Genomic DNA, 13,378 nt, shown 5'->3' on the forward strand with positions numbered 1-13,378 from the left:
CGCCCCTACACAGGTCGTGTTTCGGCCATGCCCGGCGGCTCAGGCGGAGCGCAGACGGAGTCCGATCTCCTGCTCCTGATCGCCCGATACGCTCCCCGCGTCCTCGACGGCGAAGTGCCCGGCGAGGGCGACCCGTACGCGTTCCACGGCCCGCGGGCCGCCCTGGAGGGTGAGGCCGACGGTGTTGGCCAGGGTGACAGCGGCCGGCCGGTCCCGCGCCGGCTCGGCCGCGTCGAGAGTCGTGACCCAGACGGTCGCGCCGTGGCCCTCCGCGGTGGCGCGGTCCGTGCCGGGGGTCTGGGGGAAGAGGCGTTCGAGCAGGGCGAGTACGGCCCGTGCGTCCGCCTCCGAGCAGCCCGCCACCGTCACCCCCACCTCGGCGACGGGGGTGTCACTGTCCCGGCTCTCCATGGTCGTCCTCTTCCTCTCGTACCGGGTCGTGCGGGTCGGACCGCCGTTCGGTCCGCCGGGGGCGGGGAACAATCCGTAGGGAAGCGTGCCCCCCGGCCGCGCGACGAGTGTCTCCACGCTCACACGGGTGCCCGCCGCGCGCATCACGGGCCGCTCAGCCGCCGTACGGGGGGCGTGCTCCGGGAGAGGTCCCTCCACCGGAGCGGTCCCGGTCGCCGGCGCCTTCGAGGACCAGGCGCGGGAGGGCGTGCGGGTGCTTCTCCGAGAGCCAGCCGATCAGCTGCTCCCGTACCGCGCAGCGCACGGTCCACAGGCAGTCGGGGTCCTTGGCCGTGACGATGGCGCGCACGACCATGGTGGAGGGCGTCGTCTCGGTGACGGCGACGTCCCAGCCCCGGCCGTCCCACTGCGGGCAGTGGTCCAGGATCTCGCGCACCTTGTCGCGTATGAGGTCCACGGGGGCGCTGTGGTCGCAATGGAGGAACACCGTGCCGGTCATCTGCGCGCCGCCGCGCGACCAGTTCTCGAAGGGGCGGGTGGTGAAGTAGGAGACGGGCATCGTGATGCGGCGCTCGTCCCAGGTCCGCACCGCGAGGAACGTCAGGGTGATCTCCTCGACCACTCCCCATTCATTGGCGACCACGACGGTGTCCCCGATGCGCACCATGTCGCCAAAGGCGATCTGGAACCCGGCGAAGAGGTTGCCCAGCGTCGACTGGGCGGCGACGCCGGCGACGATCCCGATGATGCCGGCGGAGGCCAGCATGGAGGTGCCGAGCGCACGGAAGCTGGGGAAGGTCAGGAGCATCGCCGCGACCGCGACGACGCCGACGACGGCGGTCACGACCCGCATGATCAGGGTCACCTGGGTGCGGACCCTGCGGACCCGGGCCGGGTCCCGGGTGCCGGTCGCGTAGCGGGCGTAGCCGGATTCGACGGTGGCGGAGGTCATGCCCACGATGAGCCAGGCTCCCGCGCCGATCAGGGCCAGGGACAGGGCGCGGCCCACGACCTCCTCGTGGTCCTGGAGGGGCCTCCACACCGTCTGCCGGTACGCCGCCCCGAGCAGCGCTGCGAGCAGCACGATCTGCAGGGCGGTGCGGCAGCGGCGCAGGGAGTTCCACAGGGGTGTTTCGGGGTGCCGCGCGTCGGCGCGGCGCAGCAGGACGTCGATGACCCATCCGACGACGGCGGTGAGCAGGATCGAGCCCCCGAGTACGGTCAGCAGGCGAAGGGCGCTGTTCATATCTCCTCGGTGGATGCAGACGGCACGGACCTCATCCGCCTGCCCCGATGGGCTGGGCCGACACGGGGTGGGTGTGTGCGTTCGCTGCGACGCGCGGTGCGATGGCCGAAGCGGTCGGGGCGGCGGCCGCCAGGTCACGGGCGCGGCTTGCGGGAGGGGTCGGGAGGAGTCGGCCGCACGTCACCCGTGTGTCCCCGCAGCGGGATGGGCCATCCGCGTGCGGCGCCGCTGCGAGGGGTCGGCGGGGCCCGTGGGGCCGGTGGCCGTCCGTACTCACCGCCGCGGGAGCGGGGTTCGCCCTCAGGGCCGACGACCCATCGGCGATCGCGCAGGGCCCGGAGAACTGCCCCTGCGCGGATGTGTCTAGTGGTGTCGCCTGAGGCTCGTGATGAGGATGCCGACCGCGAACGCGATCAGGAGCAGGTGCAGCCAGACCGGGCCGGGCGGGGCGCCGGTGGGGGATGCGAGGGGTAAGTGCGTTTCGATGTGCCGAATCGGTTCCATGACGGGCGTATGCCCGCGAACCGCCCGTCGATGCGGGCCGGTTCCGGTTCCCTGTCCCCCGCGGTCTCACCGGGCTTGCGGGTGGGCGGACACGGCGGTGCGGGGCCGCTTCGGGAAACGGCCCCGCACCGGGCGTCGTCGGAGAGTGCGCGCAGGGGGCGCGCAGGGGTCAGGCCCCTTCGCCGAGCACCGCCTCGATCAACCGGCGCTGTTCATCGGTCAGGTCGGGATCGCGTAACTCGATCACCTTGCCGTCGATGTGGACGGAGTAGACGAAGCCGTCGGCCACGGGGCGCCCCGCCGGCGGCGCTTCGGCGCTCAGCGCGCGTTCGGCCAGGCGCTCCAACTCGGCCCCGTCGGGTCGGCAGTGCGTGTCGGCGGACCCTGTGCGCTCCCTGCCGGCGAACCCGCCGGTCCGGGTGATGACGATCAGCATGGTGGGACCTCCTGGAGGAGTGCGCCCCCTCCCGTACGGGTGGGGAAGGCTGCGCATCGAGTAGATCGACACCCCTCGCCTTCCCCCGAAACGCGCGGGCTTGCCTCCTGTACGCGGCGCCGGCTCAAGACGGCCGAAAACGGCCGTCGCCCCCGTGGCGTCCGGCACGCTACGGATCACGAGTACCCGGATCGGTCGCGTCGAGGGCGGGACCTATGGCCGGCGGCCGGGCGGGCCTGGCCGCTCCGACGGTGGATTGCGCGCGGGCTCGTCAGGGGGCGGTGAGAGCATCGGCGAGCCGGGCGAACCCGGTGCGCTGCCGGTCGGTCCGGCATCCCGCCCGGCGTGCCGAGTCCACCCGGACACTCGGCCGGCGGGCGTCACCTCGGATGCCGGGCACGCCGGGGTGTCGTCATAGGCTCTGAGCGGGGAGGACCACCAGCTCTTCCCGCTTCTCGGCCTCACCCGTCGGGCTTGCACCTCCAGCCGGCTCGGTCGGGAGCGCAGGACCGGGCCCCAGGGGACGGACGCCTTCGCTGTGACCTGCGCGGACAACCCTGCCCCGACCAGCCGGTCCACGGTCGCTCGGCCCCGCACATGCCGGAGTCCACCATCAGCAGAACACCGCCGGGATGCGGCAGAGCCGAAGCGGTCGCGCAGGTCCGGCCGATCACCAGACGTCCGTCCGGCCGGCGTCCCAAGCCGCCGCGGCCCCCGCGGGGCAACTTCACGCCCGGAGTCGGCACGTACGGCGAGTTCACCACGATCGGGTCGCAGCGTCGGCCGACGGTACGCCCTGAAGTCGCCGTGCAGGACGCGCGGGGGAAGCCGATGGAGCAGGGCGTTCACGCGCGCCGATACGACGGCCAGTCAGGAGACGTCGACCGGTGTGACCGTGGCAGAGCGACAGCGCAGCTGGGGTGAGACGGGCGACGCCGTTGCCCCTCCGCGTCGTGATCAGTCTTAGCGGAGCACTCGGACGGTCGTGACCTGCGTGTCGACCGCGTCCGCCACGACCATCCCGGCCTCGGCCCCTGTTCGCAGGTAACGCAGGACATCCTTGGTGAGGCGCTCGCCGGGCAGGGCTGCCGGGATACCCGGCGGGTACGGGGTCAGCATTCCGGCTGCGATCCGGCCGTCCGCCACCCGCCCATGGCCGGGAAGGAACAGATCAAGGACGCTCCCGAGTTCCACCGCGACAAGCACCTCGGCGCCCCGTCCAGGTAGCGCTCCAGGTAGGCCTTCTCGCGGGTGTAGGAGGCGCCCGGCCAGCCGTGGGTGGGCCAGGACTCGTCGCCGGGGCGTGCCGACGTCCCCACGCCCCGGCGCGCCGGGGCGGCCTTCGCCCGGGGCCGGGCGGATGCACAATGGCCCGGTGAGGCGAGGTGACGATGGCTGAACGCATGGTTGACATGGATGGTGTCGAACTGTGCACCGAGACCTTCGGAGACCGGTCGGACCCTCCGGTCCTGCTCGTCATGGGCACCGGCGCTTCGATGCTCTGGTGGGAGGAGGGCTTCTGCCGGATGCTCGCCGAGGGCGGGCGGTTCGTGATCCGCTACGACCACCGCGACACCGGTCGATCGGTCACCCGCGAGTGCGGCAGCTCCGGATACACCGGCGCGGATCTGGCCGGCGACGCCGTCGGTGTGCTCGACGCCTACGGCATCCCGGCCGCACACGTGGTGGGCGCCTCCGCCGGTGGGGCGCTCGCCCAGCTGATCGCACTCGACCGCCCCGACCGGGTCCTCTCGCTCGTTCTGATCAGCACATCCCGCGCCGTGCCCGGCGACCGGGAGCTGCCCCCGCCGACCGGGGAATTCATGCGCTTCGTATCGTCCGCGGAGGCCGATTGGTCGCACACCGCCTCGGTGATCGATTACCTGGTCGAGTACGCGCGCGTGCTCGCGGGAAGCCGGCGCCGGTTCGACGAGACCGCCGTCCGCGACCTCGTCCGTCGGGACGTCGAGCGTGCACACCACTTCGCCGCGGTGCGGAACCACGACTCACTGCCCGAGGGCGAGCGACCGCGGCGGCCCTTGTCGTCGATCTCCGTGCCCACGCTGGTGATCCACGGGACGGCGGACCCGATGTTTCCCTTCGGGCACGGCGAGGCGCTCGCCGAAGCGATCCCCGGCGCCGGGCTGTTGGCCCTGGAAGGTGCGGGCCACGGGGTCGACCGGGCCGACTGGGAGACGATCGTCCGCGCGGTCATCGCGCACACCGCTGCGGACGGCCCTGTCCGCGCGCCTCGCCGGAACGCGGGTCCGCGACGCACGGATGTGGGGTGCGACCCGGACACGGGTGCTTGAGGGCCGTACACCGGGCGCGCAGTACGTCACCGCTTCGTCATGACCGGGGGTCCTGGTCGGCCTCGGCCACGCGGTGTGGACGCGCACGGCTGCCGCGCCGGACGGGCCCGGGGATTCGGGCTGCCGGCGACACGGAATCGGCTGGGGTGGGCCGGGCCCCGAGCGGGGCTTGGTGGATCCGCCCCGGGGGCCGGGGTGGCCGACGCCCGCGCCGTCGGCCACCGTTGCCGTCCGGGCTCAGCAGCCTCCGCAGTTGTAGTAGAGGACGTCCCAGTGGTTGCCCTCGTCCGCGTAGACGTTGCCCGAGCCGGACTGCCACATGGGAGCTCCGTCGCCGCGCAGGCCGATGTAGGAGAAGGTGTTCTTGACGTAGCTGGTGAGACACGAGGCCTTCGCGTAGTCGAGCTTGTAGCCGTTCCAGTGGGAGTACGTGCCGCTCGCGTGGCCGGTCTCGGTGCCGCCGGTGATGGTCAGGGCGCAGCCGGTGGCGCTCTTCAGCGTCTGGGCGCCCTGGGCCGTGGCGAGGTTGAGCTGGTCGAAGGACGTGCAGGTCGGGTTGTTGCGGTCCGAGCAGTTGCCCGACGAGGACCATGCGATCCCGGCCTGGCGGAACATCGAGGTCGCCGTCGCGTGGCTGATCTTGGTCGCCGCGTGCGCCTGCGTCGTGCCTGCCAATGCTCCGAAGCCCGGTACGAACAGCGCGCCGAGGACGAGTAGGAGTGCGGTGACGACGGATCGGGTCTTCACGTGGGAAGCCTCCTGCTGGGTGAACACGAGCGGTGGGGGCCGTGCCCGTGCGGGTCGGGCACCGCGATGGTGCCCGACCTGGCCGCCGTTGCGCCAGAGGGCCGCCTGCCGTGGAGTCCGGCCCTGCCCCCCTCCCCGGCCCTTCCCTGCCGCTACGGATGCCCGCACTGCCCGCCCGCGGGCCCCGCCGCACGCCCCGGCGCGCGGGGCGGCCAGGTCCCTGAGGGCGCCTCCGTACGGCGCGGCAGGGCCGGGGTGTCCATCAGCCGTTGAGGTTGTGCATGTACTCCGCGGCGTAACGGTCGCCGGAGGCGATGCCGCGGGGGGCGACGGCTTCGATCGCGGCGATGTCCTCATCGGTGATCGTCACGCCGGTGGCGGCGATGTTCTCCTCCAGATAGCCGCGCCGCTTCGTCCCCGGGATCGGCACCGCGCCCCGACGCAGCACCCAGGCGAGGGCCAGCTGGGAGGGAGTGACCCTCTTGGCCTCCGCGAGGCGCCGGACGGCGTCGACGACCGCGAGGTTGCGGGCGAAGTTCTCCCCCTGGAAGCGGGGGTCCGTCCGGCGGAAGTCGTCCTCGGCGAAGTCGTCTGGGCTGGTGATGGCGCCGGACAGGAAGCCGCGGCCCAGCGGGGAGTAAGCGACCAGGCCGATGCCGAGCTCGTCGAGCGTGGCCTGCACGCCGTTGTCCTCCAGGCCCCGCTCGAACAGGGAGTACTCGGTCTGCACGGCCGTCAGGGGGTGGACGGCGTGCGCGCGCCGGATGGTGGCCGCGGCGGCTTCGCTGATGCCGAGGTAGCGGACCTTGCCCGCGGTGACCAGCTCCGCCATGGCGCCGATGCTCTCCTCGATCGGCACGTCCGGATCGACGCGGTGCAGGTAGTACAGGTCGATGTGGTCGGTGCCCAGGTGGCGCAGCGAGCGGTCGGCGGCACGGTGGATGTAGGAGCGGCGGCCGTTGTGGCCGCGGACGGCTCCGTCGTCGTCGATCTCGATGCCGGTCTTGGTGGCGATGACCACCTGGTCGCGGCGACCGGCGATGGCCTTGCCGACCAGCTGCTCGTTGACGAAGGGGCCGTAGCCCTCGGCGGTGTCCAGCAGGGTGACGCCCAGCTCCAGCGCCCGGTCGATGGTGGCGAGCGATTCGGTTTCGTCGGTGGCCCCGTAGAAGGCGCTCATGCCCATGCAGCCGAGGCCTTCGGCGCCGACCTGCAGACCCTGGGAGCCGAGTGCGCGCAGTTCCATGGTGTTCTCTCCTTGAGGGGGAAGTGACTGGTCCGGCCAGGAAGTAACTAACTGGTTATCTACACGATGCACGAGCCCCGGCCTCTATGTCAATAACCAGATAGTTACTTGCTAGCCTGGGGGTCATGGCACGTGATTCCAGCGCAACGAAGGCCCGTATCCTCGCGGCCGCCTTCGACGAGTTCGCCGAGTACGGTATCGCCGGGGCCCGGGTCGACCGCATCGCCGACACGGCCGGGGCGAACAAGCGGATGATCTACGTCTACTACGGCAACAAGGAAGGCCTGTTCGACCAGGTCCTCCTACAGGCCGTGGAGCAGGGCGCGGAATCGGTCCCCTTCGACGCGGGGAACCTGCCCCGCTACGCCGGCGCCATTTTCGACCACCTCACGGAGGACCCGCGGCTCGTGCGGCTGGTGATGTGGAAGCGACTGGAGCGCCCGGAGGCCACCGCCCTGGAGGCGGAGGCGTACGCACGCAAGGCGGCCTCCCTGGCCGCGGCCCAGCACGACGGACGGGTCGACCCCACACACGACCCTGCCGACCTGCTCATCCTGGTCCTCGGCCTGGCCCAGGCCTGGTACACCACGACCAGTGGTGGCGGGAGCGCCGAAGAACACCGCTCCGGCCACCGCGCGGCCGTGGTCGACGCCGTTGCCCGTCTGGTCGAGGTCCGCGACCGCGCCCCGGGCAACCCGGCCGGCTGATACGGGGCAACCCGCCCGGGCGGGGAGCCGGCGCCCTCGGGGTGTGACAGCCGCGGCCGACGGGGAACAGGCGAGGATATGCCGCACGTCGCACATCCCCCCACCCCTCCACTCCCCCGCCTCCTGCGTCAGCTGCTGTCCAGGTGGCGGGACCCCGTAGTCGTGCAGAGCGTACGGTCCACCGGGGCCGCGGTGGTGTCGTACGTCATCGCGCTCCGGCTCAGCGACGAGCCCGCTCCGCTGACGGCCCCGCTCACAGCCCTCCTGGTGGTCCAGGTCACCCTGTACTCCACGCTCACCACCGGGGTGCGCCGGGTGAACTCGGTCGTGGCCGGGGTCCTGGTCGCGATCGGCTTCAGCGCGCTCGTGGGCCTGACCTGGTGGAGCCTGGGGCTCGTCATCCTGGCCTCACTGGTGGTCGGGCACCTGGTCCGGGTGGACGAGTTCGTCCCGGAGGTGGCCATCAGCGCGATGCTGGTCCTCGGCGTCACCCGGGTGGCCGACACCGCCTGGGACAGAGTGCTGGAGACGCTGATCGGCGCAGTGGTCGGACTGGCCTTCAACCTGCTGTTCGCCCCGCCCGTCTGGGTGGAACCCGCCAGCCGGGCGATCGACGACCTGGCGGCCCGCATGGCCACGCTGATGACCGGAATGGCCGACGGGCTCACCGGGCACGCCACCGTCGCGGGAGCCGTGACCCAGCTGCACGAGGCACGCCGGCTCGACAACGACATCGCCGGGGTCGACGCCGCACTGCGCCAGGCGGAGGACAGTCTGCGCATGAACCCCCGCGTACGGGAAGGGCTGATGTTCCGGCTGGTCCTGCGCACGGGCCTGGACACCCTGGAGATCTGCGCCGTCGTACTGCGCGTCTCGGCCCGGGCGCTCACGGACCTGGCGAAGGCGCGCGAGGACGAGCCGCTGTTCTCACCCGCGGTGACCCGGGCTCTTCGGGACCTGTTCGGGCACATGGCGCTGGCCGTCCACAGCTTCTCCCGGCTGATCACTGCACAAGTCACCACGAACGCCGAGGAGCAGGAGGAACGGCTCACGCGGGAGCTGGGCATGGCACGGGAATCCCGGGACCTGCTGGCGAGCCTGCTGCTGGAGCAGCTACGCACCGCGCCCGCGCAATGGCAGCTGCACGGCGCCCTGCTCGCCGATGTGGACCGCGTGCTGGACGAACTCGACGTGGACAAGCGGTCCCACCGGCTCATGGAGGAACTGGACCGCCACTCCCGGCTCCGGCGAGGGCGCGGCGGCCGGCTCCCCGGTGTGCTGCGCCGCCGCGGGTGACCCGAGCCGCATCCCGTCGGCGGCCCCGGCTCACGTCACAGCCGTCCTCGAACACGTGCGACGGGAGCTGATTCCAGCCATCCCATCTCACCAAGGTGAGGCTTTCCCAAGTTCCCCTGATCCGCATGAACAAGATCATCCAGAGGGCCGCCGCGGCCGCGCCGGCCGGGCTTCTGCTGGTGGGCGGCGCGGCGACGGCCAGCGCCGCGACCGCCGACCGGGGTGAGCTCTCCCGCCACGCCACCGCCGAACAGGTGGCCGCCGTCCGCACCCACGCCCGTGAGGGCCCGCTGCCGCGTACCGGGCACGGACGCTGCCCGCTGATCGTCCTCTCGCCCGGGTTCACTCTGCCCCGCTCCTCGGCCGACTCCGCTTCCCGAACGGCCCCGGGCATCAAAACGGCGCACACGCCGACGGGAACTCCGCCTGCGTGTGCGCCGCAGTACCTTGGCGCGGGCCTGCTCAGCAGGCGATCGTGACCTCGTGGACGACCGGCTTGGCCGGCCAGGGGAAGGAGGCCACCCCGAAGGTGGCGCGCACGGTCGAACCGCACGGGGCGATGCCGGCCGCACCGCGCACCTGAAGGGCCGATGAGGTGAAGATGACCGACCTCGCCTGCGTGACGGGCGGGTTGGTCCCGACGACCTCGGTGGACAGAGTCGTGAAGAGCTCCTTCGGCGCGGGCGCCGGGCTGCCAGGCGAGGGCGGGCCGGCAAGTCCGACCGCACCGTAGAACTCGACGGTGGTGCCGGTGACATCGGCGCACACCCTGGTGGCCAGACCTGCCTGAAGACCCGAACTCCCGCAGGAGGTGACGGTCTCGGCGGCAGCCGCGGGGGCGGCGGCGAAGGCGGGACCGACCGAAAGGACCGTCAGGCCTGCGGCGCCGACCGCCAGAAGGGTCAAGCGGTTCATCGGAATTCTCCTCGTCATCGGGGATCGCCGCCCGGGACCCGCAGGCGGGTTCGTATGACATGTGATATTTCACATGTCATACGAATGGGAGATGGTCAGGAGTTGAACCGTTTCCGCCCGGGCCGTGACACCTTCACCGTGGGCGGCTGACGCCTCGCTCACGACCCACGGGCCTCGCGCGCGAGCGGGGAGGGCTCATCCGGTGGATGGAAGCAGGCCGTGATCGTCTTGCCGCCGTGGAAGGCGTGGGCGTCCCACCCGTCGGCGACGGCGTCGACGATGGCCAGGCCCCGGCCGGAGCCGGCCCGGGTGGAGGCCGGCCTGGGCGCGGGCAGCTCCGGGTCGTCGTCCGCCACGCTGACGTGCCGACAGCAGCCGTCCCAGGTCAGGACGAGCCGGGCACTGCTGTGGGCGTGTACGTGCGCATTGGTGACCAGCTCCGACACCGTGAGCAGGACGGAGTGGACGGTGTCGGAGGCGCCGCCGGTCCACGGCAGGGTCCCCAGATGTGCCAGGTACCACCGACGGGCCTCACGGACACCCAGGTTGACGGGAAACGACCGGGCCCAACCCACCGCTCGTACCGGCACGTCCCCTCCTCACCCTCGCTCGACGCGAACGGGCATCAGCCGCGGCCGGCCCGGTGGCGGGGACGGTGCCCGTCCCCTCGGGTAACCAGCAGCAGGGCCAGCAGCATCGGTGCGATCAGCAGAACCATGATCCCCACGGCGATCAGTCTCCTCACGATCGGTACCCCTTCGACGTGTTCAACCTCTTCGCGCGTTTCCGCCGTGCCCCGGACGAAACCCCCGGCCGGCCATCGGCGAGCATGCCGATCATCACGACGTCGTGGTACCGACCGGAGAGGTACACGAGCTCACGCAGTCGACCCTCCTCTACGAAGCCGAGCCGACGGTGGAGAGCCAGTGGTGCCTCGTTGTGGGCGAAGATCCGCACCTGGCACTTGTGGTACCGGTTCTCCTCGAACATGAAGCGAAGCAGCAGGTCCGCGGCTTCTGCCGCGTAGTCGGGCGGGCTGACGTTGCGGACGTTCCAGGTGAACACGTCAGCGCACCGGTTCTACGAGCGGCACGGCTTCATCGCGGTCGAGCGGACGGACGGGATGCGCAACGACGAGCGCGAGCCGGATGTCCGATACCTCTGGCAGCCGCCACCGCCACGCTGACGATGAAGGCGGTCACCCGAAGTCCTGGGTGACCGCCTTCATCGTTGTGGAGCCGGCCGCTGGGATCGTCAGACGGTCGGTGAGCCCTTGTAGTCGTGGCCTTGGTACCCGCGGCCGTCCTTGTGCCAGTCGAGATAGAGGACCCCGTTCCCGTACGCGCCGCTCCCGGCCCGGTGGCTGATCGTCGGCGTGTGGTAGTTCCCGTCACGGTCCCCGCCGGACGTCGCCTTCTCCAGCCGGTCTTTGATCTCGAAGTCGCGCTCGGCAACGACGGGATCGGTGCCTTGCCGGGACTGCATGATCTGAAGCCGGATCTTGGCTCCGTCGAAGATCGTCGCGTCCTTGCTGGCGTAGGAGGCGGGCCCGTCCCAGCCGATGTCGGCGTAGGCGTAGGCGTAGACGGTGGTTCCGGAGCGCGCCGCGCACACCTGGATCTTGATGTCCCAGTTGTCGGGGGCAGGGCCGCTGTATCCGGCGTCGTCGATCGTCTGCGTGCTCGTCGAACAGCGGTAGCTGAGCGCGGCGGCGGCCGGGGATGCAGCAGCCGGGGCCGTGGCAACAGCGAGGGCGGCTGCGGCGGCCAGCAGGGGTGCATGGTGGTGTTCATGCCTGGTCAAGGCAGGTCAGAGGTGGAACGACACGAGCCCGGCCGGAAGGCACTCCGCATGAGGGACACCGAGGTATCGGAGCCAGGGGGGTCAACACCCCGAATCCGGGAATTTGGAGTAATTCGGCCGAGTGTTCAGCGGGGCGGTCTTCACGTCGATGATTTCCGCTTTGGGATTCAGGACCACAGCGATCGAACCCTGCTCCAGGTCGAACTTCTCCTGTGCCCGGAAGCCCTCGCAGTTGGTCTCCGTGACGGCCTTGCGCGCCGCACCTTCGGATCGCCCGACTGCCGCACAGACTGCTTTCTGTGCGTACTGTCGAGCGATCTCGCGATGGTGGATCTCGTGTGCCTTGATGAGTTCGACTGCCTTGTTGAGCAAGGCCCTTTGCTGCTCGGTGGGCGGAGGGTGTCCGGGAGCCCAACGTGGGTGGGTGATCTTCGTCTTCAGTGTGTAGTTGACCTTCTTCACGTTGTTCTTGCCGTCAAACTCGAAGCTGTCTCTAATTTCCGGCGTCAGGTGACCGACTGCTGCCGCGCCTCCTGCGTCGCAACTCGCGTTCTTCAGGAATTCATTGACGGTGCTGGCGTTGATGGTTTTCTCGTCGTCCGAATCGATGATCGTCGGCACCTCCGAGCAACCGGTCTTCGTCAGGGTCACCGGAGTCGGCGCCGAATCGGTGAGCGGACCCTGGGCTCCGGCGTGGGATCCGCTTACCTCGTCGCACCGAATCGACTCGATCTTCACGGTGCCGCCCAGGTCCGTGCCGGATACCTTGCCGTTTTCAATGGTCTTCGCAAAGACGTCGCCGTCCTGCGTGGTCGCGTACGTCCCGTGTCCGTCGACCAGATCGAGCTGCTTGGCACTCCCCGTGATCTTCCCGTCCTCCAGGAGGAAGTCAACCTGCAAGTCGACGTCGGTCCGGAAGTTGGCGGAACGGATTCCCCAAGATCCACTGACGGCGCCGGCCTCATCGACCGATAGGTTGATGTCCACGGACGATCTGATGTGCAATGTGCCGTCGCCATTCGGTATCAGGCTGTCAATGACGACGGCGCCGCTGTAATCTCCCGGGTTGAGTGCGCCCGGTTTCAGTTCGCAGCCGGCACGTGGAACGGATTCGGCGGCCCCGGCAAATACGGCAGAGGTACCGGGCCCTATCGCCAGAGCAATTGCCAGGATCGCGTGGAAGCCCGGCAGGGCCATCGGAGGGAAGGGTTTTATTTTCACCACAGCCCCCGCGCATAGTGCCGGGTCGCCGCCGTCCGGCCCGCAATCCGGCATCACTTCGCCATTCGGGGCCACCGGGGGGAGTCTGTCGAGATCGTGACGTTATGATCACGTACTCAACATGCTGATCCCCCGGCCACTCGTCGTCAATCGGGGGAATACCGCTGTGGCCGCAATGCCGTTGCGAACGCCCGACGGCATTGTTCACGGGGCCCGCGGCGGATCGGAGGCTCACTCACCGGCCGAAGTAGCAAGGCAGCCGTCCGGCACGTCACCAACCGATTGCCGGTGAGTGTTCGTGAGGTGGCGAGCGCGCTGCTGGTGAGGTTTCCGCGCGGCTGGTGAGTCTGGGGTCTTTTGAGGCTGTGACCTGTAGTGGGGAGGTGGGGGGGGGGGGGGGGGGGGGGGGGGGGGGGGGGGGGGCAGGGGGGGGGGGGGGGGGGGCCGCCCCCCCCCCCCCCCCCCCCCCCCACAGCCGTGGCTCAGCCGTGACGGCGCGGGGGTTCTCGTGGTGAGCGAAGCGGTGAAGGCGCT

13 protein-coding genes and 3 pseudogenes are annotated in these 13,378 nt (G+C 70.6%); 5 read left to right on the forward strand and 11 right to left on the reverse strand.

What is annotated here, in order from left to right; translation table 11 throughout:
* Nucleotides 1-39 precede the first annotated feature (39 nt).
* The 4 genes and pseudogenes from ACEPPI_RS30585 to ACEPPI_RS30600 all read right to left on the reverse strand — a co-directional run.
* Entirely contained in the window at nucleotides 40-411 is a 372-nt protein-coding gene (locus ACEPPI_RS30585; protein WP_373918513.1) for a hypothetical protein, read from the reverse strand.
* Nucleotides 412-565: 154 nt separating this feature from the next.
* A complete protein-coding gene (locus ACEPPI_RS30590; RefSeq protein WP_373918514.1) occupies nucleotides 566-1,657 on the reverse strand; it encodes a mechanosensitive ion channel family protein in 1,092 nt (363 codons plus the stop codon).
* Between the two features lie 673 nt (nucleotides 1,658-2,330).
* Nucleotides 2,331-2,597: a protealysin inhibitor emfourin gene (locus ACEPPI_RS30595; protein WP_345196788.1), complete on the reverse strand. Its 267-nt coding sequence runs from the start codon at nucleotides 2,595-2,597 to the stop codon at nucleotides 2,331-2,333.
* 963 nt (nucleotides 2,598-3,560) lie between these two features.
* Nucleotides 3,561-3,740: pseudogene (locus ACEPPI_RS30600) on the reverse strand (ornithine decarboxylase); the annotation flags it as partial.
* A 260-nt stretch (nucleotides 3,741-4,000) separates the two neighbouring features.
* Between ACEPPI_RS30600 and ACEPPI_RS30605 the strand changes: the two are divergent.
* Nucleotides 4,001-4,909: an alpha/beta fold hydrolase gene (locus tag ACEPPI_RS30605; protein WP_373918516.1), complete on the forward strand. Its 909-nt coding sequence runs from the start codon at nucleotides 4,001-4,003 to the stop codon at nucleotides 4,907-4,909.
* Nucleotides 4,910-5,146: 237 nt separating this feature from the next.
* On the opposite strand, the gene ACEPPI_RS30610 is transcribed toward ACEPPI_RS30605, so the two are convergent.
* Nucleotides 5,147-5,656: a hypothetical protein gene (locus ACEPPI_RS30610; RefSeq protein WP_030226769.1), complete on the reverse strand. Its 510-nt coding sequence runs from the start codon at nucleotides 5,654-5,656 to the stop codon at nucleotides 5,147-5,149.
* Nucleotides 5,657-5,918: 262 nt separating this feature from the next.
* Nucleotides 5,919-6,902, reverse strand: coding sequence for an aldo/keto reductase (locus tag ACEPPI_RS30615; protein ID WP_373918517.1), 984 nt, complete (start codon nucleotides 6,900-6,902; stop codon nucleotides 5,919-5,921).
* A gap of 125 nt (nucleotides 6,903-7,027) precedes the next feature.
* Between ACEPPI_RS30615 and ACEPPI_RS30620 the strand changes: the two genes are divergently transcribed.
* From ACEPPI_RS30620 to ACEPPI_RS30630, 3 genes are all read left to right on the forward strand, one after another.
* A complete protein-coding gene (locus tag ACEPPI_RS30620; protein ID WP_373918518.1) occupies nucleotides 7,028-7,609 on the forward strand; it encodes a TetR family transcriptional regulator in 582 nt (193 codons plus the stop codon).
* A 78-nt stretch (nucleotides 7,610-7,687) separates the two neighbouring features.
* The gene (locus ACEPPI_RS30625) at nucleotides 7,688-8,905 is read left to right on the forward strand and encodes an aromatic acid exporter family protein (protein WP_373918519.1); all 1,218 of its coding nucleotides are present in this window, start codon (nucleotides 7,688-7,690) and stop codon (nucleotides 8,903-8,905) included.
* 125 nt (nucleotides 8,906-9,030) lie between these two features.
* Nucleotides 9,031-9,384 carry a hypothetical protein gene (locus tag ACEPPI_RS30630; protein WP_373918520.1) on the forward strand — a complete coding sequence of 118 codons (354 nt, stop codon included), beginning with the start codon at nucleotides 9,031-9,033 and terminating at the stop codon, nucleotides 9,382-9,384.
* Here the strand turns inward: ACEPPI_RS30630 and ACEPPI_RS30635 are convergent.
* The 3 genes and pseudogenes from ACEPPI_RS30635 to ACEPPI_RS30645 all read right to left on the reverse strand — a co-directional run.
* A complete protein-coding gene (locus tag ACEPPI_RS30635; protein WP_373918521.1) occupies nucleotides 9,368-9,820 on the reverse strand; it encodes a hypothetical protein in 453 nt (150 codons plus the stop codon). The two genes, ACEPPI_RS30630 and ACEPPI_RS30635, sit on opposite strands and share 17 nt — an antisense overlap.
* 158 nt (nucleotides 9,821-9,978) lie before the next feature.
* A complete protein-coding gene (locus ACEPPI_RS30640; RefSeq protein ID WP_373918522.1) occupies nucleotides 9,979-10,410 on the reverse strand; it encodes an ATP-binding protein in 432 nt (143 codons plus the stop codon).
* A 151-nt stretch (nucleotides 10,411-10,561) separates the two neighbouring features.
* A pseudogene (locus ACEPPI_RS30645) lies at nucleotides 10,562-10,846 on the reverse strand (GNAT family N-acetyltransferase); the annotation flags it as partial.
* 7 nt (nucleotides 10,847-10,853) lie between these two features.
* On the opposite strand from ACEPPI_RS30645, the pseudogene ACEPPI_RS30650 reads away from it, so the two are divergent.
* Nucleotides 10,854-11,006, forward strand: a pseudogene (locus ACEPPI_RS30650) (histone acetyltransferase); the annotation flags it as partial.
* A gap of 68 nt (nucleotides 11,007-11,074) precedes the next feature.
* Here ACEPPI_RS30650 and ACEPPI_RS30655 read toward each other — a convergent pair.
* Together ACEPPI_RS30655 and ACEPPI_RS30660 are read right to left on the reverse strand one after the other, a co-directional pair.
* Nucleotides 11,075-11,623 (reverse strand): hypothetical protein, encoded by a 549-nt coding sequence (locus tag ACEPPI_RS30655; protein WP_373918523.1) that lies wholly within the window; start codon nucleotides 11,621-11,623, stop codon nucleotides 11,075-11,077.
* Nucleotides 11,624-11,704: 81 nt separating this feature from the next.
* The gene (locus ACEPPI_RS30660; protein WP_373918524.1) at nucleotides 11,705-12,919 is read right to left on the reverse strand and encodes a DUF922 domain-containing protein; all 1,215 of its coding nucleotides are present in this window, start codon (nucleotides 12,917-12,919) and stop codon (nucleotides 11,705-11,707) included.
* Between the last annotated feature and the right edge of the window lie 459 nt (nucleotides 12,920-13,378).

Origin of the sequence: Streptomyces sp. AB3(2024) (assembly GCF_041862025.1) — a bacterium.
GTDB lineage: Bacteria > Actinomycetota > Actinomycetes > Streptomycetales > Streptomycetaceae > Streptomyces.